This window comes from Streptosporangium sp. NPDC023615 (assembly GCF_040640155.1).
Taxonomy (GTDB): Bacteria; Actinomycetota; Actinomycetes; order Streptosporangiales; family Streptosporangiaceae; genus Streptosporangium.
Genome location: NZ_JBFABE010000075.1, coordinates 1 through 24,855, shown reverse-complemented (window position 1 = coordinate 24,855; position 24,855 = coordinate 1). Strand labels below are relative to the sequence as shown.

The following is a 24,855-nucleotide window of genomic DNA, read 5'->3' as shown; positions in this document are numbered from 1 at the left end:
AGTGATTTACCAGACCTTTCTTACTATCAATCTCACAAGAGGTATATGAGAGCTAATTTCTGATTGTCCAGTCGCGCTGGAATCCGTCCAAAGTTGGCCGGGGGCCGTTCTTGTGATCGATGTGGGGCGGGCCCTCCGGGCCTAGCGTCGTCCCCGTGACCACGAACGCTCCCGGCGACCGGCCCCGGACGCCCTCCTCCGACCCCCCTCCCGGCCCCGCCCCGGACCTCGCCCCGGACCCCGGCCACGGTCCGGATCCGCGGCGGGGGAGGGGCGTCGTGCGGCGGATCGCCCCCGCCCTCGGGCTGTTCCTGCTGTCCCCGCTGGTCGCCGAGTACCTGCTCGGCAACGTCCCCGCCTCCGAGCTGTGGGGCCTGCTCCTCCTCGCGCCGATGTACGGCGGCGGCGCGATCATCATCCGCGAGGCGGCGCGGCGCACCGGGCGCGGCTGGCCGACGATCCTGCTGCTGGGGTGCGCGTACGGCCTGCTGGAGGCGGGCCTGATCGACCAGACGCTCTTCAACCCGGCCCCGCTGTTCGAGGACGACGCCTCGCACGCCACCTTCGTCCCGGCGCTGGGCATCAGCGGCAACAACGCCGTCGGCTTCATCGCCGGACACGCGATCTGGAGCATCGGCGTCCCGATCGCCCTCGTCGAGAGCCTGGTGCCCCGTCGCGCCGGAGTTCCCTGGCTGGGCGGGTTCGGCCTCGCCGTCACCGGGGTCGTGTTCGTCCTGGGATCGCTGCTCATCTTCAGCGGCATCCACGACGAGAGCGGATTCATGGCGTCGGCGCCGCAGCGGATCGTGGCCGCGGCCCTGGTGGTCCTGCTGGTCGCCGCCGCGTTCGTTGCGGGACGGCCTCGCACGCCCGCCGCGGTCCCCGATGTACCCGGTGCGAGGGCCGGGCACCCCGGCGGCACCCCCGCCTCCGGCGCGTTCGCCGGACGTCCCCGCCCGCCGGTGTCCCGGCGGGCACCGGCCCCGTGGCAGGCGGGGGCGGCGGTGTTCGCCGCGTCCGCGGTGTTCGTCGCCCGTCCGGAGAACTGGTGGGGCATTCCCACGGGCGTCGCGTTGCTCGCCGCCGCCGCGGTCGTGATCGTCCTGTGGTCGCGGAGCCGGGGCTGGGGCGCGGCGCACCGGCTCGCGTCGGCGGGCGGTGCCCTGCTGACCTACTCGATCCTGGGCTTCCTGCTGCTGATGCTCCACGACGTCGCGACCGTTCCCAACCTGATCGCCCAGGTGTTCCTGGTCCTCGGCGCGCTCGCCCTCTTCCTGACGGCCCGCGGGACCGTCCGCGCGGCGTCCGGCGCGACGGTACGCGAAGCGCCGTGAGCGCCGTGCAGCGCCGAGCACTGGGCGTCGAGCACTGGGCCACTGGGCGTCGAGCACTGGGCGCGGGGCGCCGTGGGCCCGTCACCGGCGCCCGGCCCGGACCCCGGGCGCCGGTGGGAGGGCGTCAGGGCCGGGTGCGGAACGGCCCGGTCACCTCGTAGGTGATGCCGCCGGTGCCGGCCCTCTCCCCGGAGGTGCCGCGCTGCGAGGAGAAGTACAGGCGCGAGCCGTCCGGGGAGAACGCCGGGCCGGTGATCTCCGAGGACGACTGGCCGGGCAGCCGCAGGAACGGCGCCACGACCCCCTCGCCGGTGATGACGTTGATCTCCATGTTGCCGCCGTCCTCGGCGACGAACAGGTCGCGGCTGGTGGGCGCGCCGGTGATGTTGTCCACCCCGGTCAGCGGGGCCGTCCCGCCGGTCACCAGCGAGTCGTCGTAGGCCAGGTCGAGGCTGGAGGCGGCGGCGTCGTACGCCCAGACCCGGTTGTCGCCCTTGGTGGTGAAGTAGCAGACGCCGCGGTCGTACCAGCAGCCCTCGCCGCCGTCGAAGTGCTTGGCGGCGGAGACCTGCTTGCGCGTCGCGGTCGGGAAGCCGTCGCGGTCGGGGATGTCCTGCCAGGTCACCGGCCCGGTCACCTGCGCGGCCGGGGCGCAGAGCACCTGGAGCCTGCCGGTGCGAAGATCCCCCCAGGTGTCGGGGATGAACCGGTAGAAGCAGCCGTCGCCCTCGTCCTCGGTGAGGTAGACGACCTGCCGCACCGGGTCGCAGGCGGCGGCCTCGTGCTTGAAGCGGCCCATCCGGGTGCGCTCCTCGGCGGAACGCCCACCGGCGGGCCAGGTCTCGAAGACCCGGCCGAGCGGGACCTCCTCGCACGAGAGCCAGGTGCCCCACGGCGTGGGCCCGCCCGCGCAGTTGACGTTGCTCCCGGACAGGATACGGTAGGCCGAGGTGATCGAGCCGTCGGCGGCGAAGCGCACGGCCGAGGCGCCGCCGATGAGCGGGACCTCCGAGTTGGACACGTAGATCCAGCCGCTCCCGTCGGGGAAGCAGGCCCCGCCGTCCGGAGCCGGGTGCCAGGTGTACCCGGCGACCCGCCTGCCGGAACGGGCGATCACGCGGCTGGTGAACCCGGCGGGGAGCTCGACGCCGTTCGCGTCGGCGGGCAGCAGGCCGCCGTACGGGCTGGGACCGGGCTGGGCGACGGCGCCGAACGCCTGTCCCCACAGCGCTCCGGAGAACGCCGCGCCTCCCGCCCCGACGACGGTCGCGCGTAACAGCGTTCGACGATCCATCATTTGCCTCCGAGTCGGCCGGTACATGGTCATCAGCCGGAACGTAAATCCTCCGGGCGACCTTGACCACCCCCCGGCGTGAACGGAGGGTGTCCTTTTGGATCCCGTCCTGTCCGGCCCGCCGCCCGAGCGCCTCGTGTACGTCGAGCGGTCAGCCGGTTCGGCCAGGTCGTCGTCGTACGAGGGTACGACGGATCGATCGCCGGTCTTTCCGGCCGGACGAGGCCGGGAAAAAGCCGATGCGCGGCGCTGTCGGCGCTGCCGGGGCTCTCGGGGCTGCCGGGGCTGCCGGGGCTTCGCGGGCCATCGGACCCCCGGGCGGTCACGCCGACGGTGGCCGCCGCCCCGCCCGGCGGCGCGAGGTGCGGTGGGACCCCGGAACGGGTGGCCGGTTCGGCCGGAGAACGGGAAGGACACCCCCTCGGCGACATCGCCGTGCGGCTCAGGCGGTGGTGAGGGAGCGGTCGCGGTTGACGAGGGCGGCGTAGGGGCCGTCGGCCGCCAGGAGCTCGTCGTGGGTGCCGCGCTCGACGACGCGGCCGTGGTCCAGGACCGCGATCTGGTCGGCGTCGCGGATCGTGGACAGCCGGTGGGCGATCGTGATGGTGGTGCGACCGCGCGACAGGGTGTCCAGGGCCTCCTGGACGGCGCGCTCGGTCTGGGTGTCGAGGGCGCTGGTGGCCTCGTCGAGGATGAGCACGGGCGGGTCGCGCAGCAGTGTCCTGGCGATGGCCAGCCGCTGCTTCTCGCCGCCGGAGAAGCGGTAGCCGCGCTCGCCGACCACGGTGTCGTACCCCTCGGGCAGCGACGCGATGTGGTCGTGGATCCTGGCGGCCCGCGCGGCGGCGACGAGCTCCTCGTCGGTGGCCGAGGGCCTGGCGAAGCGCAGGTTGTCGGCGATCGAGGAGTGGAACAGGTAGGTCTCCTGCGACACCACGCCGACCGTGTCGGACAGGGCCTCGAAGGTCAGCTCGCGCACGTCCACCCCGTCGACGGTGATCCGTCCGGCGGTCACGTCGTACAGGCGGGGGAGGAGGTAGCTGAGCGTGGTCTTGCCCGAGCCGGTCTCGCCGACCACGGCCAGGGTGGTGCCGGCCGGAACGGTGAGGTCCACGTCCGACAGGGCCGGGGTCTCGCCGTAGGAGAAGTCGACGTGCTCGAAGCGGATCTCGCCGCGCACGGTCCCCGGCGTGCGGGTGCCGGGGTGGATGTCCACCTCCAGGTCCAGGTACTCGAAGATCCGGGCGAACAGCGCCAGCGAGCTCTGCACGTCGACGCCGAGCCGCAGCAGCGAGACGGACGGCCGGAACAGGCCCGTCTGCAGGGTGGTGAAGGCGACCACGGTACCGATGGAGACGGCCGAGGTCAGGCCGGTGGACCAGTAGATCACCGCGGGCATGGCCGCCATGATGATCTGGATGGTGGACTGCCGCCAGCGCCCGGCCATGCTGGAGCGGACCTCCAGGTCGGCCAGCTCGTCGGAGGCGGTGGAGAACCGGCCGGCCAGCTCGGGGCCGCGCCCCATGGTCCGGCCGAGCAGGATGCCGCTGATCGACAGCGACTCCTGGACCATCGACGACAGGGCGGCCATCTTCCGCTGCCGCTCGGAGGTGATCCGGCGTCGCTCCCGGCCGACCCTGCGGCTGATCGCGACGAAGACGGGCAGCAGCGCCAGTGAGATGAGGGTCAGCCGCCAGTCCAGCACCAGCATCGCGATGATCGTCGCCACCACGGTGGTCAGGTTGGAGACGATCGAGGCGGCGGTGGAGGTGACCACCTGCTGCATGCCGCCGATGTCGCTGGCGATGCGCGACTGCACCTCGCCTGTCCTGGTGCGGGTGAAGAAGGCCAGGGACATGCGCTGCAGATGGCCGTAGACGGCGGTGCGCAGGTCGTGCATGACGCGCTGGCCGACCCCGGTGGAGATCATCGTCTGGATCACGTCGAGCACGCTGGTGACGACGGCCACCGTGACCATGCCGAGCGCGAGCAGCGTCAGCAGGCCGGTCCTGCCGTTGGGGATGGCGTCGTCGAGCACCTCGCGGAGCATGAACGGCGAGGCCAGCGAGACGAGCGAGGACACCCCGATGAGGGCGCCCACGAAGGCCAGCCGTCCCCGGTAGGGGCGGAACAGGCCGACGACGCGCCGCAGGGGCGCGCGGGGTTCGTCGTGCATATGCGGTGTTTCGTGCCGTAGGGCACTCCCGGTTGGTTCCGTCATGGAACTCCTTTCTGATGTTTGCTCAAACAGAGGTTGTCTCACATTCATTCCCGGACACACTGGGATAGGTTCGGCGCTGTGGAGACGGAACTGGCCGACCTGGTGCACGGTGTCGGCCGCCGGCTGCGGCGGGGGTACGGCGAGCGGCTCGGCCCGCTCGGCCTGAGCCCCGGCCAGGCGCGGGCGCTGAGGGTGATCGTCGAGTCCGAGCCGCCGCTCCGGATGGTGCAGCTCGCCGAGAGGCTGCGGATCGTGCCGCGCTCGGTGACCCCGGTGGTCGACGCGCTGGAGGAGGCCGGCCTGGTCCGCCGCGAGGTCGATCCGGCCAACCGCCGCTCCACCCTGCTGGTGGTGACGGACCAGGGCCGCGAGTTGTACGGGCGGGTGCGCGAGGAGCGCAGGCGGGTGGCCGAGGAGCTGTTCTCGGTCCTCACCGCCGAGCAGCGCGACCGGCTGAGGGAGTTGCTGGGCGCGGTCGACGCGCAGCCCGCCTGACCGGCCGGGGTGGCCGCGGTGGCGGTGACGGTGGCGGCGGCGGTGGCGGTGACGGTGACGGCGGCGCGCACCGCCGGCCGTTCCGGTTACGGGCCGCTGCGGTTCCGGCGGCTCCGATCCTCGGTGGCCGCCGCGCTCGCGGCGGCCCCGGTTCTCAGTCGGTGCGGTTGAAGCGGGCGACGGCAAGGGCGAGCATGAGCAGGCCCGCGCCGCCGACCAGCAGCAGCTCCAGCGCCACCGGGACGGTCCAGCCCGACCAGCGCACCCCGGCGCCGTACACGGCCGCCACCTCGGGCGGGACGGTCAGGTGGGCGAAGACGACCTGGCGCGTCGGGTCGACCGCGTACGTCAGCGGGTTGATCAGCGTCAGCGTGTTCATCCAGCCGGGCAGGTTGGTCAGCGGGAACAGCGCCCCCGACAGGTACATCAGGGGCATGATCGCCATCTGCGCGATCCCCTGGAAGGACTCCATGCTGGTCATCCGCGCGGCGACCAGCACCCCGAAGGCCGACATGGTGAAGGCGGTCAGGAACATCACCCCGACGAGCCCGGCGATCATGACCGGGTCGTAGGGGACGCCGACCAGCCCGGCCATGGCGACGATCACCAGGCTCTGCAACGTCGCGACCAGGGCGCCGCCCAGGACCTTGCCGAACACGATCGCGGTGCGGCTCACCGGCGCGACCAGCATCTCCCGCAGGAAGCCGAACTCGCGGTCCCAGACGATCGAGGACGCGCAGAACATCGCGGTCAGGATCACCGTCATCGAGATGACGCCGGGGAACATGAAGGTCTTCAGGTCGACGCCGTCGGGGACCCCCGGCATCAGGGAACCGAACCCGCTGCCGATGATGAAGATCCACATGACGGCCTGGAAGAGCATGGCCGTGATCCGCTTGCCGTCGGTGGCGAAGCGGATCATCTCCCTGCGGAGCACCACCCGCACCGCGCGCAGGTTGTGGGCGAAGCCGCTCAGCGGGGCGCGGACGGGGGGAGTCTCAATCGCGGCCACGGGCCGTCACCTCTTCGCCACGGATGTCACCGGAGTCGTCGCCTGGGGCGTTCATGATGTTTCGGGGGGTGTCGTCGCGGTCGTGCGCTTCGTCCTGGGAGTCGTCGTCCGCTTTGTCCACGGTGTCCGAGGCGTTCGCGGAGTCCGCGGTGTTCAAGGCGTCCGCGGTGTCTGCGGTGTCCGGGGCGTCCGCAGTTTTCGCAGTGTTCAAGGCGTTCGAGGTGTTCAAGGCGTCCGGGACGTTCGCGGCGTCCGGGGCGTCCGGGGCGTCCGGGGCGTCCCGGACGTCCGCGGTCCTGCCGTCCTCGGCGTCGCGGATGGTCGAGCCGGTGTAGGCGAGGAAGACGTCGTCCAGCGAGGGCCTGGTCATCTGCACGGACCTGATCGGCACGCCGAGCCCGGAGAACAGGCGCGGCACGAACTCCTCGCCGCTCGGCACGGAGAGGACGAGCCCGCCGTCGTCGGCCACGACCTCCACCAGGAAACGTTCCCGCAGCGCCGCCGCGGCGGCCTCGTCGTCGTCGGTGTGGATACGGATCCGGTCCCTGCCCACCGTGGCCTTCAACGCCTCCGGGGTGTCCAGTGCCACGACGGCGCCGTGATCGATGATCGCGATGCGGTCGCAGTACTCGGCCTCCTCCAGGTAGTGCGTCGTCATGAAGACCGTGATCTTCTCCAGCTCGCGCAGCTCGGCGATGTAGCCCCAGATGGCCGCCCGGGTCTGCGGGTCGAGCCCGACCGTGGGCTCGTCCAGGAACAGCACGCGGGGGGAGTGCAGCAGGCCCCGGGCGATCTCCAGCCGGCGCCGCATGCCGCCGGAGTAGGTGTGCACCCGGTCGTCGCGGCGCTTCCACAGGCCGACGATGTCCAGGACCCGTCTCATCCGGTCCTCGATGGCATTCTTCGGCAGGCCGTACAGCTCGGCGTGGAAGCCGAGGTTCTGCGCGCCGGTGAGGTAGCCGTCGACGGTGGGCTCCTGGAAGACCAGCCCGATGTCGCGCCTGACCTCGTCGCGCTGCCGCACGATGTCGTGCCCGCCGACGGTCGCGCTGCCGCCGGTGGGCCGGATCAGCGTGCACAGCATGTTGATCGTGGTGCTCTTGCCCGCCCCGTTGGGGCCCAGCAGGCCGAACACCTCGCCGGGTGCCACGTCGAAGTCGACGCCCTTGACGGCCTCGACCCGTCCGTACTCCTTGCGCAGTCCCCTGACGGACACCGCCGCCGCGTCGTCCATCTCAGGTCCTCGCTCGCGGGGAGAGGAACGGCAGGAACGACGAGCAGGTCCCGGCGGCCTGCGACATGGCGAGCAGCACGCCCGCCCCGCCGGTCGCCAGGTCCATGGAGAGCCGGAAGCCGTTGGTGCCGGGGAAGGCCAGATGCCCCCGGAAGGCGATGGCGTGACGGCCCATCTCCCGCAGGCGGCGATCCAGGTCCTCGTCGGGGGCGCCGCACCGGGCCAGCGTGGCCACGTGCCCGGCCGTGCCGCGGAAGAGGTCGCACTGCAGCGCGACCCGTGTGCGGCAGGCGCGCAGCAGGTCGGGCAGGCTCGCGCGGAACCTCTCGTCCTCGCGGTGGGCGAGGAACTCGTCGATGACCAGGGCGATGCCCGCGCTGCCGATGTCGAGGTAGGGCATGGTGCGCACCCCCGCCTCCTCGGCCACGAGCCAGCCGTCGGGGGTCCTCACGCACCGGTCGAGGTCGAGCCCCACGGCCAGCGCGGCGTGGTCGAGGAGGCCGGGGTCGCCGGTCCGCTCGAACAGCCGGATGAGGAACAGGGCGACCCCGCACCAGCCCCTCATCAGGCCCGGTTCCACCGGGCGGGTGGGGGCCGGCAGTCCCGGGCCGCGGGCCGTGCCGGGATCACCGTGCCGTACGGCGTCCGTCAGCCGGTCGGCGACGGCCAGCGCCGACGCCAGGTGGTCGCGCCCGCCCGGCCCGCCGTCCCGCTCCCGCGACAGGTGGGTCAGCGTCGCCCCGATGCCCGCGTACCCGGAGAGCATCGAGATGTTGGCGCGATCGGGCACCGGATGCCGGTCGAGCAGCTCGGCCGCCTCGTCGGAGTACCCGAGGTGGTCGAGGACGTGGACGATCCCGGCCGCGCCGTCGTAGAGACCCGGGCGGTGCGGGGGAGTACGCCGTACCGCCTCCAGCAGCCAGCGCTCGTGCTCGGGACGGCGGCCGTGGCCGGTCACGTCCAGCGCCCACAGCACCCCGGCCGCGCCGTAGGCGAGGCCGAGACCGCCCGACAGGAACTGGTGCACGTCCCCGGCGAACAGGCGGTCCTCCCGCTCGGGGGTCGCGGAGGCGAGGATGCCCTTCGCCAGGGAGGCGCGCACCGCCCCCCAGTCCACGACCGGCTCCTCCAGGCAGGCGAGCCCCCCGTCCGGCCGCCACGCCCCGCCGGGGGAGACCGCGACGTCCGGGGAGGCCGGGACACCGGGGGACACCGGGGGGCCCGCCGGCTCCCGGAGGCCCGGCGGGACGGCGGCGCCGGGGAGGCGGGCGGCCCCGGCGGGGGGAGCCAGGTGGGACAGGATCGTCCCGGCCCAGTCCCCGGGCACCGGGTACTCGGCGCACATGAGCCGCACGAACTCGCGGACCTTGTCCGGCTGAAGCGCGGTGATCTTGCTGTACGGCACGAACATGGCCAGGCGCACCGCCGCCAGGGCGTGCAGGTCGCGGTCGGTCCCGCTCTTGTGGCGGCTGCCGAACCCCGTCGCGGTGAGTCCCGGCCGCCACTCGGCGTCCGTCGCGTCGAACGCCAGTTCGAAATCGACCAGTGCCACCGACTCGTCCGGCCTGACGATGACGTTGCCCAGGTGCAGGTCGCCGAACACCAGGCCGCGCGCGTGCACCGCGGAGATCAGTTCCTCGATCCGCTCGGCGACGCGCACCGCCCTGCGGGTGTAGGAGGCGATCTCCTCCTCGGTCGGCTCCGCCCTGCCCACCCCGGGGTGGTGGATCCCGCACCACACGTTCAGCGGATGCCCGTCCATGTACTCCTGGACCAGGAAGTGGTGCCCGGCGATGTCCAGCTCGTCGTAGAGCTCGGGGATCCCCGGGATGCCCTGGAGGGCGCGCAGCGCCCAGCTCTCGCGCGCCATCCTGGTGATCGCGTCGTGGTGGTTGGCGTCCACCGCCGTGTGCGGCCGGGCCTCCTTGAGCACGACCTCCCGGCCGTCGGTGCGCCGGGTGGCCAGGTAGACGCCCCCGGCGTTGGAGAAGTGCAGGGCCCGCCGCACGAGGTAGGGGTGCTCGGCGCCCGCGCCGTCGCGGCGGGAGTCCAGGTGCGGCCGGAGGAACTCCGGCAGGTCCACCCACTTGGGCGGGTCGAAGACCGGTCTGCGCCGGTCGGGCAGCAGGGTGCCGTCCGGGTGGCGGACCGCGAGGACGGTCTCGCCGTGCTCGTCCACGCACCTCATCTCGCTGAACCCGCCGTAGCGGACGAAGAGCGGCCCCGCGCCCCAGCGCAGGTCGCTGAGGATGTACGGGCCCGGCTCGCCCTCCAGCTCGGCCGAGAGGTCCCTCAGCACCGCCTCCAGCTCGTCCTCGTCACGCGGATAGACGGTGACCAGCTTCCCGCTGGAGCCCCGCGGCGAGTACTTGGCGTTGAACACGAGCAGCATGTTGCGGTCGCGCAGGTGCTTGAACGGGATGCCGCGCCCGACGCAGTAGTCCCAGGCGGCCGAGCAGAGCCGGTCGGCGTTGTCCAGCGTCGCCGACAGGTGGACCTTCCAGCCCTGTTCGGCGGCGGCCTGGCCCTCCGGGCGCAGCGAGACCCAGATGCCGCGCTCCTTGCGGACCCAGCCGTCGGGGACGGCCGCGCCCGACACGCCGAACCCGGCGTTCTCCACGAAGCCCACCCCACCCGACCAGCGCGTGGGTTCCTCGAAGAAGAGCGGGTCGGCCAGGGTGTAGATCTGCATCATGTCCTGCATGTGTGGTGCTCCCTATCAAGTGGCTCGCTGCTGCCGTGCCGCCCCGGCCGCCTCCCGCGGCGCCGCCCGCCTCCGCGCCCTGAGCGGTCCGTCCGCGCCCTGAGCGGTCCGCCGACCCGGTCGAGCCGCCCGGCTCAGACCGCCTCGGCGGCCTCGGACGCCTCGCCGGACAGGGAGACGCGCAGTTCCTCCAGCATTCCGATCAGCGTCGAGAGCGGGGGCGCCCCCGCCGCGTCGCGCCGCCCGGTGGTCAGGCTCGGCACCGCCTGCACCGGCGAGACCACGACGTTGCGCCGCTCGGCCAGGGTCGCCAGGTGCCGCCGCAGGGTCGGGTTGTCCATCGCGCCCGGCGGCAGCGAGGGGGCGATCGCGATGGGAGCGGGGGTGCACTGCAGGGCCAGCAGCGCCGGGGTGTCGGCCAGCCCGAGGGCCAGCCGGGAGATGAAGTTCAGGCACGCCGGGTAGACGACGACGCTGTCGCTCCACTCGGTCAGCCGCACGTGCAGGGCGTCCGGCCTCGTCTCCTCGGGCCACCGGTCCGGGACGACCTCGCGGCGGACGAGCACGCTCAGCGCCTGGGCGCTGACGAAACGCTCCGCGCTCGTGGTGAGGACGACCTGCACCTCGAGGCTCTTGTACGCCGTGGTCAGCCAGTTGAGCCAGAACGGCAGGTACATCGCGGCGATGGCGCCGGTGCCGATCACGAGGAGCCGCTCGCCGCCGAACGCGGGTGGCGTGCGGCCGGTCGGGGTGTCGCTCACCGCGTGTACTCCTTGGGCCTCGTGACGAGCTTCCTGAGGTGGCCGACGAACGCGCGCAGGCCGGTCGACCGGACGGGCCGGGCGGCGGGAGGCCCCTCGACCAGCCGGGTGAGGACGTCGGCGCCCTTCTCCTCCCAGATCCGCCGGTAAATGGCATAGAAGTGCACGTCCCACAGGCATCCCTGGAAGAACATGTGCTTGGGGAGGGTCGCCTCCCTGGGAATCAGGTCCCCGACCCAGCCGAGCCGGTCGATGCTGGCGTCCGTGGTGACGAAATAAACTTTCCTGACGTTCTCCCAGGTGGCGAACGCGTAATTCACGAGAAGCATCATGGCCTCACCGCCGAGACCGTACCGGGCCTTGTCGGTGTCGGTGAATATGCCGATCTGGATGTGCCCGGCCGGATCCATCTCGTGCAGGGTCCCGAATCCCACGGTCTCCCCGCTCTGCCGCAGCTTGATCGTGAAAAGGGCGGAGATGTTCTGCTTCTTCAGCTGCTCCAGGAACACCTTCAGCGGGGGCATGCTGTGCAACCCCAGGCCGAGAAGGAGTTCGTAGAGGATGACCCCGTCCGAGAGGTCCGCGATCGAGAGCGTCGTCCGCTGAGTCTCGAGATGGGGAATGAGCACGATGCTGTCACCTTGAATTCTCTCGGCGGCGATGATCACGGGACGCAATGATCCCGCATGATCGAACCGTCGGATCTCGCTGACGGTTGGACATTAGGTTTGGGCGTCCCGGATAGTCAACGCTGTCATCAACGGTCATGGAGAAGCGATACGCGGTCACGGGTGGGCCCGTCCTCCGGTCCGGTACCGGGCGCTGTCTCGCCGGCGGGACGGTGCAGCCAGCCGAGCTCCTGGGCACGCAGCGCGAGCTGGAACCTGCTGGTCGCGCCGGTGGACTGCATCAGCCCGTTGACCTCGCGCCGGACGGTCCGCTCCGCGATCCCGAGCCTGGCCGCGACCGCGCCGTCGGTCAGCCCCTCCGCCAGGAGGGCGAGCACGGCCAGGCAGCGTCCCTGGGGCCTCTCCCCCGCGTGGGCGCCCTCCGCGGGCGGCGCCGCGTGGGCGCTGTCCCACAGGTGGTCGAAGAGGCAGGCCAGGGTGGAGACGTGGCCGTGCCCGGTGGCAAGGACCACGGGGCCGGGTGCCTCGCCGGGCGGGGTGCGCAGGTCCAGCAGCGCCGTCCGCCGGTCGACGATCAGGACCGAGAGCGGGAGCGAGGGCAGCGTCCGGTCCCGGGGGCGGTCCGCCGGCAGGGCCGGCCCGGTGCCGGGGACCCCGGCGCGGACGACGGAGACCGAGCGGTTCTCGCCGGCGCGCAGCTCCCCCACCCGCTCGGACAGGAACCGGCCCAGCGGGTCCCCGGAGAGCGCCACGAGGACCTCCCGGCACCGGCTCCCCGCCATCTCGTGAAACACTTCGTGCAGTTCCTGGAGCGTGATTACCCGGTCCCCGCTGGTATTCGGCTCGGCGTGGTGCATGGAAAATATAATGTCACGGCTAAACCTTCGGGGTCTTGATCGTTCCCGTCTTATGGAAACACCGGCCGCATGGCCGTTTTAGGACAGACCCGTTGCGCATTCCGGGGCTTCGTAACTATGTTTCGTCGCGGAGCGGCCGGGATTGACGCCTCGATGGCTCTTTCGTTCGTCATCGCTTTTAGGTGCAGGGGTCACGGTGCGGTTTCCGTGTAATCCGTGAAATGCGAGCGTTTCACTTTCCGAAGCCGGCGAGGACGACGGTGTGTCACAGAGGAGGACCCGGCCGGTCCGAGGCGGCCGCACGGCCGGTCTGAACTTCCGAACCCCTCGAAGGAGGTGTCATATGGATCTGTCCAACATTCTCGAGCTGCAGGAGATCGACGCTGCGCCCGAGTACGCCGAGCTGCCCCACAGCTCGCTGAGCAACAGCACCTGCTGATGCCTCCGTGCCCGCGGGGGACGGCCTCGCGCCGTCCCCCGCGGGCACGACCCTCCCGCCCGCCGGGCGACCGGGCCGCACCGCCCGGGACCGCGTCCGGGGCCGTCCCGCCCGGACCGGCGCGCGTGCCCTTTCCGCGAGGCGGTCGCCCCCCGCGGCGGTGAACGCCGCGAAACATTCGCGGACCGGGTGCAAAGCCTTCCGCGGTCCCTCTCCGATATCTTGTGCGGCGAGAACGGGACGTGTTGAATCAGGCCGTATGAGCGACAGCATTCTGGTGTGCGAAGGACTCCGTAAACGTTATGGCCAGATAGTCGCGGTCGACGGCATCGGTTTTTCCATCGCCGAGGGCGAAGTGTACGGACTGATCGGGCCGAATGGCGCCGGAAAGAGCACGACCATTTCCATGATTGTCGGCGTCGTCGAGCGTGACGAGGGAACCGTCGTCATCGACGGGCAGCCGCACGACGCGCGGAACATGAAGACCAAGGCGCTGATCGGCTACGTACCCCAGGAACTCGCGCTCTACCAGGACCTCACGGCACGTCAGAACCTGTGGTTCTTCGCGCAGCTGCACGGCCTGCGGGGACGCCAGGGCAAGAGCAAGGTGGGCGAGGTGCTGGAGACGATCGGGCTGGCCGACCGCGCCGACGAGGCGGTCTCGGGCTACTCCGGAGGCATGGCCCGCCGCCTGAACATCGGCATCGGGCTGCTGAACCGGCCGCGCCTGCTGATCCTGGACGAGCCGACCGCCGGGGTCGACCCGCAGAGCCGCAACTCCATCCTGGAGAGCGTGCAGCGCCTGGCCGCCGGCGGGGTGGCCGTGCTCTACACCACGCACTACATGGAGGAGGCCGAGCGCCTCTGTGACAGGGTCGGCATCGTCGACCTGGGCCAGATGAAGGCCGAGGGCACCCGCCGCGAGCTGGTGGACCTGGTGGGCGAGAGCGACCAGGTGGCGCTGCAGGTGGACGGCGACCTGGAGCGCGTACGGCGCACGCTCGCCGACGTCCCGCAGGTGCGCCAGGTGTCCGGCGAGGGCTCCCGGATCGACCTCCTCGTGGAGGGGGCCAGGGCGCTGCTGCCGCGACTGTTCGAGATCGTGGCGGGCACGGGCGCGACGGTCCGCTCGGCGGAGGTTCGCGAACCCGACCTCGAGGCCGTCTTCCTGCACCTCACCGGCAAGGCGCTTCGGGACTGACAGGGACCGACGGGAACTGAGGGGAACGGAGGCCCACGGTGCGCGGAATGATCACCATACTCGTGAAGGACCTGCGACAGCGGGCGAAGGACAGCACACTGATCGTCTTCGCGATCGTGCTGCCGCTCGGCATGGCCTTCATCCTCAACACCGTCCTGGGCGGCGCGAACCAGGACTTCAAGGCCCGGTACGCCGTGGTCGACGCCGACACCGGGGCCGGGAACGCCGGCTTCGTCCGCCAGGTCCTGGAACCCATGCGCGAGTCGGGCGTCGTGACCCTGCGGCCGGTGGCCGGCGTCGACGAGGCCCGCGCGCTGACGCAGCGGGGCGAGGTCGAGGCGACCTTCGTCGTCCCCGCGAACTTCTCCGCCGACGCGAGCGCCGGACGGCCCGCCACACTGGAGATCATCGGCAGCATGGGCTCCCCGGTCGCGGTCCAGGTCGCCCGGGAGGTCGCGCAGTCCTACGCCGCCGGGCTGCACTCGGTCCGGCTGGCCGTCACCGTGGCCACCCCGCCGGGGACGGCGCCCGGCGACGAGCGGGCCGCCGCGCTGGCCGAGCGGGCGAGCGCGCTGCCCATGCCGGTCTCGCTGCGCGAGGACGCCTCCGCGCTGCGGCGGCAGCTCGACCCCACCACCTACTACTCGGCCGGCATGGCCATGTTCTTCCTGTTCTTCGCCGTGGTCTTCAGCATCAGCAGCATCTTCGACGAGCGCAGGGCCGGCACCCTGACGCGGATGCTGGCCGCGCCGGTCTCCCGGCCCACGATCGTGATGGGCAAGCTGCTCAGCGGCGTCCTGGTCGGCATCGTGAGCATGGCGATCCTCGTCGTGGTCACCACGCTCGTGATCGGCGCCCGCTGGGGCGACCCGCTCGGCGTGGCCGCGCTGGTCGTCTCGGGAGTGCTCGCCGCCACCGGGCTGATGACCGCGCTGGCCACCTTCGCCCGTACCGCCGAGCAGGCGTCGAACTGGCAGTCGGTGGTGGCGATGGTGCTGGGCATCTTCGGCGGGGTGTTCTTCCCCAGCGCGCAGCTCGGCGGGTTCACCGCGCTCGGCTACCTGACCCCCCACAAATGGTTCATGCAGGGGCTCGGCGACCTGGCCGGCGGGGGATCGTTGCAGGCCGTGGCCCTCCCGGTCGCGGCCCTGCTCGGCTTCGCCGTCCTTGGAGGCGCCCTGGCCCTGTTCCGCATCGGAAGGATGGTGCACGCGTGAAGGCCCTCGCCATAGCAATGGTCAACCTCCGCCGGGTCTTCAGCGAGCGCACCAACATCTTCTTCCTGATCGTCGCGCCGTTCCTGATGGTCTTCGTGCTCGGTCAGATGTTCGGCGGCAGCCAGCAGCTGACGCTGGGCGTGGTGAGCGGCTCCGGCCCGCTGTCGGAGCAGCTGGTCCAGGCCCTCGGCTCGGGCAAGCGCATCGTGGTCGAGCGGGTCGCCGACGAGTCCGCGCTGCGGACCGCGGTGGAGCGCGGCAGGCTGCGCACCGGTGTGATCGTCCCGGCCGACTACGACGGCAGGGTGCGCGACGGGGGCCAGGTCGAGCTGCGCTACCTGACCCGCCAGGAGGACCCCGGCGCGGCCGAGATCGGCACCTGGATCCGCTCCGTCGTCCCCCAGCAGGCCGCGCTGCTGCGCGCCGCCCGCTTCGGGCAGCAGGAGGGGAGCGGAACCTTCGAGGAGAACCTGGCCGAGGCCGCCCGGGCGGACGTCGGGACCGTCGAGGTGCGCGTCACCACCACGGGCCGGAGCCTGTTCCCCGAGGGGTTCAACCCCTTCGGCGCCTCGGCCCCGCCCCTGATGCTGATGTTCACCTTCCTGACCTCGCTGACCGCCGCGATCGGGCTCGTCGAGACCCGCCTGCTCGGGGTGGCCCGCCGCATGTACGCGAGCCCGGTCACGGCGCGCACCATCGTCGCCGGGGAGGCCCTCGGCCGCCTGGTCATCGCGCTCGCCCAGGCGCTGCTGATCATGATCGGTTCGGCCGTGATCTTCGGGGTCGACTGGGGGAACCTGTTCGCGGCGAGCGTCCTCGTCCTGGTCTTCTCCCTGGTCGGGAGCGGGGCCGCGATGCTGCTGGGGTCGGCGTTCAAGACCCCCGGGGCGGCGATCTCCGTCGCCATGGTCCTCGGGCTGGGGCTCGCCGCCCTGGGCGGCTCCATGGTCGCCCTGGAGTCCTTCAGCCCCACCATGCGGGCCGTCGCCCACGTGACACCGCACGCCTGGGCCTACGAGGCCTTCGCCGAGCTGGTCAGGAACGGCGGCACCATCGTCGACATCCTGCCCCAGTTCGGCATCCTGAGCTGCTACGCCGCCGTCCTGTTCGCCCTCGGCGTCTGGCGCCTGCGTCGTGTCCTCACCCGGTAACGCAAGACCCTTTGGAGATGACATGCGTTTCCTGCCAGAGCGGGAGAACACAACGGCCGCGGTCCTCGGCCTGGGATACGTCGGGTCGTGCGTGGCCGCGGTCCTGGCCGACCGTGGCGTGAACGTGATCGGGGTGGACACCGACCCCGTACTCGTCGAGGAGCTGAACGCCGGGCACTGCCGCTTCAGCGAGGCCGGGCTGCCCGAGCTCGTGGCCCGCCACGCGGGCGGCCGGCTGCGCGTCACCACGAGCTACGAGGGCGTCTCCGAGGCGGACGTGGTGATCGTCGCGGTCGGCACGCCCACCGGCGAGCGCGGCGTCATGCGGGAGAACCAGCTCCGCGGCGCCTGCGAGGAGCTCGGCCGGCACATCAGGCCCGGCCAGCTCCTGGTCTTCAAGAGCACGGTCCCGCCGGGGGTGACCCGCTCCCTGGCGCTGCCGCTGCTGGAGCGCGGCGGCCTGGTCTGCGGCGAGGACTTCGGGCTCGCCTTCTGCCCCGAGCGCCTCTCCGAGGGCACCGCCCTGCGCGAGCTGCGCAGCTTCCCCATCGTCGTCGGCGGCTGGTGCGCCGACTCCTCGGCCGCGGCGGTGGAGTTCTGGCGCCGCACGATCGGCGTCGAGGTGATCCCGGTGGCCTCCCTGGAGGCGGCCGAGATGGTCAAGCTCGCCGACAACTGGTGGATCGACCACAACATCGCCCTGGCCAACGAGCTGGCCCGGGTGTGCGCGGCACTGGACGTCGACGTCCTCGACATCATCTCCGCCGCCAACTCCATCCCCAAGGGCAACGGCAACGTCAACATCCTGATGCCGAGCGTGGGCGTGGGCGGCTCCTGCCTGACCAAGGACCCCTGGATGGTCTGGCGCTCCGCCCAGGAGCGCGGCATCGACCTGCTGACCATCCCGGCGGCCCGCGAGGTCAACGACTCCATGCCGCACTACACCCGCGACCTCGTCGTGGAGGAACTGGCCCGGCTGGGCCGGTCGCCGGCGGGCGCCAAGGTGACGGTCCTGGGACTGGCCTTCAAGAACAACACCGGCGACCTGCGCGAGACGCCGGTCAGGCCGGTCGTGGAGGAACTGCTCAAGGCCGGCGTGGAGGTCACCCTGTACGACCCGCTGGTCGACGCCGACGAGGCCGAGAAGCTCTTCGGGCTGCCGCAGGCGGCCTCGCTGGAGGAGGCGGTGCGCGGCGCCGACTGCCTGGCCGTCCTCGCCTGGCACCGGGAGTTCCACGACATCGACTTCGCGGCGCTCCGCGAGCTGGTCGCCCCGGAGTGCGCGGTGATCGACGGCCGCGCCTACTACCCGCGCGAGACCATCGACCTGTTGCGCGCCTCCGGGTACGCCTACCGCGGGATCGGGAGGTAGGGGAGATGGCGAACGTCGTCGTCACGGGAGGTCTCGGCTTCCTCGGCAGCCACCTCACCGAGGCCCTCGTCCGGCGCGGGGACGAGGTCACGGTCTTCGACGGCGGGCCGCCCCCGCCCGGCCCGGACGGCGGCCCGGACGGTGCCCCGGACGGCGGCCCGGACGGTGCCCCGGACGGCGGCCCGGACGGCGGCCCGGACGGCGGCCCCCGCCCGCGGTACGTCGGCGGAGACATCAGGGACCCCGAGGCGCTCGCCGGTGTGATCACCGGCGAGGTGGACACCGTCTACCACCTGGCCGCCGTCGTCGGCGTCGACCGGTACATCGACCGGCCCCTGGACGTCATCGACATCAACCTCATGGGCACGAGGAACGTGCTGGAGCTCACCGAGCGGGCCGGCGCCCGGCTGGTGCTGGCCAGCACCAGCGAGGTGTTCGGCAAGAACCCGGCCGTCCCGTGGGCCGAGGACGACGACCGCGTCGTCGGCAGCACCGCCACCGACCGGTGGAGCTACTCCTCCAGCAAGGCGCTGGCCGAGCACCTGACGTTCGCCTACATGCGCCAGCGCGGCCTCGCCGCCACCATCGTGCGCTACTTCAACGCCTACGGCCCCCGCCAGCGGCCGGGCTTCGTGGTCAGCCGCAGCGTCCACCGCGCCCTGCGCGGCCTGCCGCCGGTCCTGTACGACGACGGCGGCCAGACGCGCTGCTTCACCTTCGTCGACGACGCGATCGCCGCCACGATCGAGGCGGGCACGGCCGAGGCGGCGCTGGGGGAGTGCTTCAACATCGGCAGCTCCGTCGAGACGACCGTCCGCGAGCTCATCGAGCTCGTGGTGGAGCTGGCGGGCGGGGAGAAGCCGATCCCGGTCGACCCGCGCGAGGGCTTCGGTTCCGCCTACCAGGACCTGTCGCGCCGCGTGCCCGACACCTCCAAGGCGCTCGCCGTGCTCGGCTGGCGCGCCACCACCGACCTGCGGGACGGCCTGACCAGGACGATCGAGTGGGCGCGGGCCAACCCCCGGTGGCTGGAGCAGCCCGACAGCGGCTCGGCCTGACGGCGGGACCGGGGGCCGGCCGGGCCCGTGCCCGGCCGGCCCCCGGGTGTTCACGCCGGTCCCCGCCCGTTCGAGCCGGCCGGAGCGCCGCCGGAACGGCCGGACGGGCCGGAGCGGGAGCTCAGGGGGTCAGGCGCACGCCTCGCGCGTCGCGGCGACGACCGCGTCCACCGCGCCGGCGTCGAGGTGGGGTCCCATCGGCAGGCTCAGCACCTCGTCGGCCAGCCGCTCGGCCAGCGGCAGCGATCCGGGCGCGTACCCCTCGCCGGCGTAGGCCGGGGAGCGGTGCACCGCGACCGGGTAGTGGACGAGCGTGCCGATCCCGGCGGCGGCCAGCCGCTCCTGCAGCTCCCGCCGGCGCGCGGTGCGCACCACGAACAGGTGCCAGACCGGCTCGGCCCACGCGGCCGGCGCGGGCAGCACCAGGTCGCCCACGCCCTTGAGCTCGTCCAGGTAGCGCGCGGCCACGGCCCGGCGGCGCTCGTTCCACTCCTCCAGCCGCGTCAGCTTGACCCGCAGCACGGCGGCCTGGATCTCGTCCAGCCGGGAGTTGGCCGCCACGACCTCGTGCACGTACTTCTCGCGGGAGCCGACGTTGCGCAGCAGCCGCAGCCGCTCGGCCAGTTCCGCGTCCTGCGTCACGACGGCTCCGCCGTCGCCGAGGGCGCCGAGGTTCTTGCCGGGGTAGAAGCTGAACGCGGCCGTCGAGCCCGGTGAGCCCGACCCCACCCGCCGGCCGTGCTCGGTGGCGCCGTGCGCCTGGGCGGCGTCCTGGAGGACGCGCAGGCCGTGCCGGGCCGCGACGTCCTCGACGGCCCGCAGGTCGGCGGGGTGGCCGTACAGGTGCACCGGCATGATCACCTTGGTGCGGGACGTGACGGCCGCCTCGATCCTCGCCGGGTCGATGGTGTGGGTGCGCTCGTCCGGCTCCACCGGCACCGGCCGCGCCCCGGCCCTGGAGACCGCCGCCCAGCTCGCGAAGAACGTGTGCGAGGGGACGATCACCTCGTCGCCGGGTCCCACGCCCATCGCGCGCAGGGACAGCTCCAGCGCGTCGCAGCCGCTGCCCACCGCCACGCAGTGCGCGGCGCCGCACCAGGCCGCGAACTCCGCCTCGAACGCCTCCAGCTCGGGGCCCATCAGGTACCAGCCCGAGCTCAGCACCCGCTGGACGGCCGCGTCCACCTCGGGTCGCAGCTCCTCGTAGGGGGCCCGCAGGTCGAGGAAGGGGACCCTCACGCCATGCTCCGCGCGTCCCGCAGGAACTCGTCGTAGTCGCGGTAGTAGTCGGTCTCGTCGTAGGGTTCGGACACCAGCCACAGGCCGACCGTCCCCGGCGCGAAGTCGACCATGTCGCGCCAGACCATCGGGGTCATGTAGAGCCCGAGCCGGGGGTGGTCGAGCACGAACGTGCGCCTGTTGAAACCGTCGTCCACGTCGACCTTGAAGCTGCCGTGCACCGCTATGATCAGCTGCCGCAGACGGCGGTGGCCGTGCCCGCCCCGCCGGGTCTCCGGCGGCATGCCGAACATGTAGTAGGCCCGCTTCACGTCGAAGTCGATCTCCTTGCCGGACTCGACCACGCACAGGCTGCCCCGGGGGTCGACGATCTCGGGGAGCTCGACGATGCGGCACGGCTCGACCCTGCCGACCATGACGTCCCCGCCGCCGTTCACAGAAGAACCCATCGAGCTGCCACCCTCCCTCGGACGGGGGGCGCTCCGCCCCGTTCCGTCTCGCCAGCGGGACAAACGCTATTTTCCGAGAACCCGGCGGTCAAGCGATTCCGGGTGCTCTGGAACCGCCCGGGAAGAACAAGGACAATGGACTAACGAGGTGTATGTAATTACTCTCCGGCGAAGGCCGTGCGATCCATAGACCGGAGGGTCGGAACATGACCAGCCTCCCCCAGATATCACATTCTCTGCGTCGGGAGAATAATGAATTCAGAGCCCGCCTGACGAAATCGGCCATGGCCAGGGACAGCGCCGTCCTTCCCCTCGCCGATTTCATGGAGTGGTTCGCCGAACGCCATCGCGCCGAGCGCGCCGAGGTCACCCGGATCCCCTTCGCGGACCTGGACGGCTGGAGCTTCGCCCCGGGCAGCGGCAACCTGGTCCACCGCAGCGGGCGGTTCTTCTCCGTGGAGGGGCTGCGGGTCAGCACCCGCTCGGACCCGGCGGCGGGCTGGTCCCAGCCGATCATCAACCAGTCCGAGATCGGCATCCTCGGCATCCTCGCCAAGGAGATCGACGGCGTCGTCCACTTCCTCATGCAGGCGAAGATGGAGCCGGGCAACATCAACTCCGTGCAGCTCTCGCCCACGGTGCAGGCCACGCACAGCAACTACGTCGGCGTCCACCGCGGCGCGGGCGTGCCCTACCTGGAGTACTTCACCCGGCCCCGGCCCGGTGGCGTGCTCGTGGACGTGCTCCAGTCCGAGCACGGGTCCTGGTTCTGGTGCAAGCGCAACCGCAACATGGTCGTGGAGGTGACCGCGGACGAGGACGTCGAGGTCCGCGACGGCTTCTGCTGGCTCACCGTCGGCCAGCTCCAGGAGCTCCTGCGCGTCGACAACCTCGTCAACATGGACTCCCGCACCGTGCTGGCGTGCGTCCCGTTCGACGGCGCGACCCTGCTCGGCCACGGCGACGGCACGCCCCCGGCCGGCGACGACGACGGCGGCGGCGACGGCGACGACTTCGTGGGGGCGCTGCGCCGCTCGGTCGTCAGCGGCGGGGCCGCCCTGCACACCACCACCGGCCTGCTGAGCTGGTTCACCGCGGCCAGGAGCACCAAGCTGGTCGACCGCTGGTGCGTCGACCTGGAGCAGATCACCCGCTGGAAACGCTCCCGCGACGAGATCGCCCACGAGGAGGGAAAGTACTTCACGGTCGCCGCGGTCGCGGTGAGCGGCGCCGGCCGGGAGGTCGGCTCGTGGAGCCAGCCCCTGTTCGTGCCGGTGGGCCAGGGGGTGGTGGCCTTCGTCGTCAAGCGCATCCACGGCGTGCTGCACGTGCTGGTCCACGCCCGGATGGAGGGCGGCCTGCCCGACATGGTCGAGCTGGCCGCGACCCTGCAGTGCGCGCCCGAGAGCTACGAGGGGGTGCCCGCCGAGCGGCGCCCGCGCTTCATGGAGTACGTGCTGGGCGCCGACCCGTCCCGGATCCGCTTCGAGGCACTGCTGTCGGAGGAGGGAGGGCGCTTCATGGGCGCGGTCATCAGGTACCTGGTGATCGAGGCGGAGGACGACTTCCCCGTCGAGGTGCCCGAGGACTACGCCTGGGTCACCCTGGGGCAGCTGTCGGGGCTGCTGCGGCACAGCTACTACGTCAACGTCCAGGCCCGCACCCTGGTCGCCTGCCTGCAGGGCCTGTGGGGAGGGGAGCGGTGACGGACTCCCCGGTGCGGATGGGCGTGCTCTCGTGCGCGGACATCGCCTGGCGGCGCATGCTGCCCGCGATGACCGCCAGCCCGGCCGTGCTGCCGGTGGCGGTCGCCAGCCGCGAGACGGCCAAGGCCGAGACCTTCGCGCGGCGCTTCGACTGCGAGGCGGTCACCGGTTACGCGGCGCTCCTGGAGCGCGCGGACGTGGAGGCGGTGTACATCCCGCTGCCCACCGGGCTGCGCGCCGAGTGGGTCGGCCGCGCGCTGCGGGCCGGCAAGCACGTGCTGGCCGAGAAACCGCTGGCCACCAGCCGCGAGGAGGCCGAGGGGCTGCTGACCCTGGCCGAGCGCAGCGGGCTGCTGCTGGTGGAGAACCTCGTCTTCCCCCACCACTCCCAGCACGAGGAGGTGCGGCGGCTGCTCGGCGAGGGGGCCATCGGCGAGCTGCGCTCCTTCTCCGGCGACTTCGGCATCCCGCCGCGCGACCCCGGCGACTTCCGCTACCGGCCGCAGCTCGGTGGCGGCGCCCTGTTCGAGGTCGGCGTCTACCCGATCCGCGCCGCCCAGCTCTTCCTCGGCGGCGACCTGGAGGTCTGCGGCGCGTTCCTGCGCCACGACCCCGCCACCGGGGTGGACGTCGACGGCGGCGCGCTGCTGTGCTCGCCCCGGGGGGTCAGCGCGCAGATCAGGTTCGGGTTCGAGCACTCCTACCGCAGCTCGTACTCGCTGTGGGGGTCGCTCGGGTCGCTCTTCCTGGACCGCGCCTACACCTCGCCCGACTCGATGCGCCCGGTCGTGCGCCTGGAGAGGCAGGACCACGTCGAGGAGCGGACGCTCCCGGCCGACCGGCAGTTCGTCAACATCCTGGAGTCCTTCGCCCGCTCGGTCCGGCAGGGCGCGAGCCAGGCGGAGCACACCGGCCAGGCCCTGGCGCAGGCCGGGCTCGTCGACGAGATCCGCCGGCAGGCCCGGCGGATGACGATATGACCGTGAAATGCCGGGAAAGCGGTCGCCGGGAACACCGGGCCGTCCCGGACAAACGCTCCCGGCCCTCTTTCCCCGGTATGCCCGAAGCGAATCTCCCTACGATTTTCAGTTGATTCACCCCTGTCCTGCACATCGAATCGAGGAACCGAGTATGTCTTCCCAGTCGCGCTGCCGTGTCTGCGCCGGTCCCCTTGCCGAATTCTTCGACTTCGGACGCCAGCCGCTCTCCGACGCGTTCGTCCGTCCCGAGGATTTCGCGGACGAATTCTTCGTGCGGCTCGCCGTCGGGATATGCGAGTCCTGCACGATGGTGCAGCTCATGGAGGAGATCCCCCGCGACCGCATGTTCCACGAGGACTACCCGTACGTGTCGTCGGGCTCGGCGGTCATGCGCGAGCACTTCGAGAAGCTCGCGCGGCGCCTGCTCGCCACCGAGCTGACCGGCACCGACCCGTTCGTGGTCGAGCTCGGCTGCAACGACGGGGTGATGCTGAAGGCGATCGCCGAGGCCGGGGTCCGGCACCTGGGCGTGGAGCCGTCCGGCGGGGTGGCCGCGATGGCCCACGCCAAGGGCATCCGGGTCCGCACCTCCTTCTTCGAGGAGGAGACCGCCAGGGACATCCTCGCCACCGACGGGCGGGCGGACGTCATCTACGCCGCCAACACCCTGTGCCACATCCCGTACATGGAGTCCATCCTGCGCGGGGTGGCCGCGCTGCTGGCCCCCACGGGGGTCTTCGTCTTCGAGGACCCGTACTTCTCCGAGATCGTCGAGCGCACCTCCTTCGACCAGATCTACGACGAGCACTTCTACTTCTTCACCGTCCGCTCGGTGCAGGCCATGGCCGCCCGCTTCGACCTGGAGCTCGTCGACGTCGAGAGGCTCCCGGTGCACGGCGGGGAGGTCCGCTACACGCTGGCCCACGCCGGTGCCAGGACCCCCGCCCCGGCCGTGGCCGAGCTGCTGGAGGACGAGGACAAGCGCAACCTCGCGGCCATGCCCACGCTCCAGGGCTTCGCCCGCAACGTCGAGCGGATCCGCGACGACCTCACCGCCCTGCTGCGCGACCTGCGCCAGGACGGCAAGCGGGTCGTGGGCTACGGCGCGACCGCGAAGAGCGCCACCGTGACCAACTACTGCGGCATCGGCCCGGACCTGGTCCCGTTCATCTGCGACACCACCGTCGCCAAGCAGGGCAGGCTCACCCCGGGCTCGCACATCCCGGTCAGGGAGCCCGCCGCGTTCGCCGACCCCTACCCCGACTACGCGCTGCTGTTCGCCTGGAACCACGCCGAGGAGATCATGGCCAAGGAGCGCGCCTTCCGCGAGGCGGGCGGCCGGTGGATCCTGTACGTGCCCGAGGTGCACGTCGTCTGACGCCGTGATCCGTGTGGGGCCGGCCGGCCCCACACCCGGCCCACCGGGAACCCCCCCGTCCGCCGGGTCCGGCCGGGACCGGTGGTGTCGTTCAGTGTGTGGTGCCGCGGTGTTGGGCGGTGAG

General features: G+C 71.9%; 20 protein-coding genes. 10 read left to right on the top strand and 10 right to left on the bottom strand.

The annotated features are described in order from the left end of the window. Nucleotides 1-155 precede the first annotated feature (155 nt). A complete protein-coding gene (locus AB0G16_RS33260) occupies nt 156-1,334 on the top strand; it encodes a hypothetical protein (protein ID WP_362814083.1) in 1,179 nt (392 codons plus the stop codon). A gap of 124 nt (nt 1,335-1,458) precedes the next feature. On the opposite strand, the gene AB0G16_RS33255 is transcribed toward AB0G16_RS33260, so the two are convergent. After that, nucleotides 1,459-2,631, bottom strand: coding sequence for an alkaline phosphatase PhoX (locus AB0G16_RS33255; protein WP_362814081.1), 1,173 nt, complete (start codon nt 2,629-2,631; stop codon nt 1,459-1,461). A 439-nt stretch (nt 2,632-3,070) separates the two neighbouring features. Further along, nucleotides 3,071-4,804: an ABC transporter ATP-binding protein gene (locus AB0G16_RS33250; protein WP_362814079.1), complete on the bottom strand. Its 1,734-nt coding sequence runs from the start codon at nt 4,802-4,804 to the stop codon at nt 3,071-3,073. 123 nt (nt 4,805-4,927) lie between these two features. On the opposite strand from AB0G16_RS33250, the gene AB0G16_RS33245 reads away from it, so the two are divergent. Next, nucleotides 4,928-5,344 (top strand): MarR family transcriptional regulator, encoded by a 417-nt coding sequence (locus tag AB0G16_RS33245; protein WP_362814077.1) that lies wholly within the window; start codon nt 4,928-4,930, stop codon nt 5,342-5,344. A gap of 154 nt (nt 5,345-5,498) precedes the next feature. Here AB0G16_RS33245 and AB0G16_RS33240 read toward each other — a convergent pair whose 3' ends face one another. The 6 genes from AB0G16_RS33240 to AB0G16_RS33215 all read right to left on the bottom strand — a co-directional run bounded on the left by AB0G16_RS33240 (nt 5,499) and on the right by AB0G16_RS33215 (nt 12,478). After that, nucleotides 5,499-6,356, bottom strand: a complete 858-nt coding sequence (locus AB0G16_RS33240; RefSeq protein ID WP_362814075.1) for an ABC transporter permease — start codon at nt 6,354-6,356, stop codon at nt 5,499-5,501. Then, nucleotides 6,343-7,590, bottom strand: a complete 1,248-nt coding sequence (locus AB0G16_RS33235) for an ATP-binding cassette domain-containing protein (RefSeq protein ID WP_362814073.1) — start codon at nt 7,588-7,590, stop codon at nt 6,343-6,345. The genes AB0G16_RS33240 and AB0G16_RS33235 overlap by 14 nt, the downstream gene beginning before the upstream one ends. Nucleotide 7,591: 1 nt before the next feature. After that, entirely contained in the window at nt 7,592-10,294 is a 2,703-nt protein-coding gene (gene lanKC, locus AB0G16_RS33230) for a class III lanthionine synthetase LanKC (protein WP_362814071.1), read from the bottom strand. Between the two features lie 134 nt (nt 10,295-10,428). After that, nucleotides 10,429-11,055, bottom strand: a complete 627-nt coding sequence (locus AB0G16_RS33225; protein WP_362814069.1) for a flavoprotein — start codon at nt 11,053-11,055, stop codon at nt 10,429-10,431. Further along, on the bottom strand, nt 11,052-11,684 hold the full coding sequence (locus AB0G16_RS33220; protein ID WP_362814067.1) for a GNAT family protein: 633 nt from the start codon (nt 11,682-11,684) through the stop codon (nt 11,052-11,054). Before AB0G16_RS33220 ends, AB0G16_RS33225 begins: the two co-directional genes overlap by 4 nt. Before the next feature lie 128 nt (nt 11,685-11,812). Next, nucleotides 11,813-12,478 carry a helix-turn-helix transcriptional regulator gene (locus AB0G16_RS33215; protein ID WP_362814065.1) on the bottom strand — a complete coding sequence of 222 codons (666 nt, stop codon included), beginning with the start codon at nt 12,476-12,478 and terminating at the stop codon, nt 11,813-11,815. Between the two features lie 761 nt (nt 12,479-13,239). On the opposite strand from AB0G16_RS33215, the gene AB0G16_RS33210 reads away from it, so the two are divergent. Genes AB0G16_RS33210 through AB0G16_RS33190 form a run of 5 tightly spaced genes read left to right on the top strand, consistent with a single transcriptional unit; the run spans nt 13,240 to nt 18,979 of the window. Continuing rightward, complete coding sequence (locus AB0G16_RS33210) at nt 13,240-14,181, top strand: ABC transporter ATP-binding protein (protein WP_362814063.1); 942 nt, start codon at nt 13,240-13,242, stop codon at nt 14,179-14,181. Between the two features lie 47 nt (nt 14,182-14,228). After that, on the top strand, nt 14,229-15,398 hold the full coding sequence (locus tag AB0G16_RS33205) for an ABC transporter permease (protein ID WP_362814061.1): 1,170 nt from the start codon (nt 14,229-14,231) through the stop codon (nt 15,396-15,398). After that, the gene (locus AB0G16_RS33200) at nt 15,395-16,549 is read left to right on the top strand and encodes an ABC transporter permease (RefSeq protein WP_362814059.1); all 1,155 of its coding nucleotides are present in this window, start codon (nt 15,395-15,397) and stop codon (nt 16,547-16,549) included. Before AB0G16_RS33205 ends, AB0G16_RS33200 begins: the two co-directional genes overlap by 4 nt. Nucleotides 16,550-16,571: 22 nt before the next feature. After that, complete coding sequence (locus AB0G16_RS33195; protein ID WP_362814057.1) at nt 16,572-17,921, top strand: nucleotide sugar dehydrogenase; 1,350 nt, start codon at nt 16,572-16,574, stop codon at nt 17,919-17,921. 5 nt (nt 17,922-17,926) lie between these two features. Further along, nucleotides 17,927-18,979 (top strand): NAD-dependent epimerase/dehydratase family protein, encoded by a 1,053-nt coding sequence (locus tag AB0G16_RS33190; protein ID WP_362814055.1) that lies wholly within the window; start codon nt 17,927-17,929, stop codon nt 18,977-18,979. 129 nt (nt 18,980-19,108) lie between these two features. Here the strand turns inward: AB0G16_RS33190 and AB0G16_RS33185 are convergent, their stop codons facing one another. Together AB0G16_RS33185 and AB0G16_RS33180 are read right to left on the bottom strand one after the other, a co-directional pair. Further along, entirely contained in the window at nt 19,109-20,218 is a 1,110-nt protein-coding gene (locus AB0G16_RS33185; protein ID WP_362814053.1) for a DegT/DnrJ/EryC1/StrS family aminotransferase, read from the bottom strand. Further along, the gene (locus tag AB0G16_RS33180) at nt 20,215-20,667 is read right to left on the bottom strand and encodes an FdtA/QdtA family cupin domain-containing protein (RefSeq protein WP_362814051.1); all 453 of its coding nucleotides are present in this window, start codon (nt 20,665-20,667) and stop codon (nt 20,215-20,217) included. The genes AB0G16_RS33185 and AB0G16_RS33180 overlap by 4 nt, the downstream gene beginning before the upstream one ends. A gap of 284 nt (nt 20,668-20,951) precedes the next feature. On the opposite strand from AB0G16_RS33180, the gene AB0G16_RS33175 reads away from it, so the two are divergent. The 3 genes from AB0G16_RS33175 (at nt 20,952) to AB0G16_RS33165 (ending at nt 24,731) form a co-directional block, all read left to right on the top strand. Continuing rightward, nucleotides 20,952-22,373, top strand: a complete 1,422-nt coding sequence (locus AB0G16_RS33175; RefSeq protein ID WP_362814049.1) for an NDP-hexose 2,3-dehydratase family protein — start codon at nt 20,952-20,954, stop codon at nt 22,371-22,373. Further along, nucleotides 22,370-23,353, top strand: a complete 984-nt coding sequence (locus tag AB0G16_RS33170; protein WP_362814047.1) for a Gfo/Idh/MocA family oxidoreductase — start codon at nt 22,370-22,372, stop codon at nt 23,351-23,353. The genes AB0G16_RS33175 and AB0G16_RS33170 overlap by 4 nt, the downstream gene beginning before the upstream one ends. A 151-nt stretch (nt 23,354-23,504) precedes the next feature. After that, the gene (locus tag AB0G16_RS33165; RefSeq protein ID WP_362814045.1) at nt 23,505-24,731 is read left to right on the top strand and encodes a class I SAM-dependent methyltransferase; all 1,227 of its coding nucleotides are present in this window, start codon (nt 23,505-23,507) and stop codon (nt 24,729-24,731) included. The last annotated feature ends 124 nt before the right edge of the window (nt 24,732-24,855 follow it).

What these genes read in the sequence shown, in the direction of transcription:
- AB0G16_RS33250 (WP_362814079.1), bottom strand. Translation starts at nt 4,804, where the DNA reads ATGCACGACGAACCCCGCGCGCCCCTGCGGCGCGTCGTCGGCCTGTTC.
- AB0G16_RS33205 (WP_362814061.1), top strand. Translation starts at nt 14,229, where the DNA reads ATGATCACCATACTCGTGAAGGACCTGCGACAGCGGGCGAAGGACAGC.
- AB0G16_RS33195 (WP_362814057.1), top strand. Translation starts at nt 16,572, where the DNA reads ATGCGTTTCCTGCCAGAGCGGGAGAACACAACGGCCGCGGTCCTCGGC.
- AB0G16_RS33165 (WP_362814045.1), top strand. Translation starts at nt 23,505, where the DNA reads ATGTCTTCCCAGTCGCGCTGCCGTGTCTGCGCCGGTCCCCTTGCCGAA.
- AB0G16_RS33235 (WP_362814073.1), bottom strand. Translation starts at nt 7,590, where the DNA reads ATGGACGACGCGGCGGCGGTGTCCGTCAGGGGACTGCGCAAGGAGTAC.
- lanKC (WP_362814071.1), bottom strand. Translation starts at nt 10,294, where the DNA reads ATGCAGGACATGATGCAGATCTACACCCTGGCCGACCCGCTCTTCTTC.
- AB0G16_RS33175 (WP_362814049.1), top strand. Translation starts at nt 20,952, where the DNA reads ATGGCCAGGGACAGCGCCGTCCTTCCCCTCGCCGATTTCATGGAGTGG.
- AB0G16_RS33255 (WP_362814081.1), bottom strand. Translation starts at nt 2,631, where the DNA reads ATGATGGATCGTCGAACGCTGTTACGCGCGACCGTCGTCGGGGCGGGA.
- AB0G16_RS33180 (WP_362814051.1), bottom strand. Translation starts at nt 20,667, where the DNA reads ATGGGTTCTTCTGTGAACGGCGGCGGGGACGTCATGGTCGGCAGGGTC.
- AB0G16_RS33210 (WP_362814063.1), top strand. Translation starts at nt 13,240, where the DNA reads ATGAGCGACAGCATTCTGGTGTGCGAAGGACTCCGTAAACGTTATGGC.
- AB0G16_RS33190 (WP_362814055.1), top strand. Translation starts at nt 17,927, where the DNA reads ATGGCGAACGTCGTCGTCACGGGAGGTCTCGGCTTCCTCGGCAGCCAC.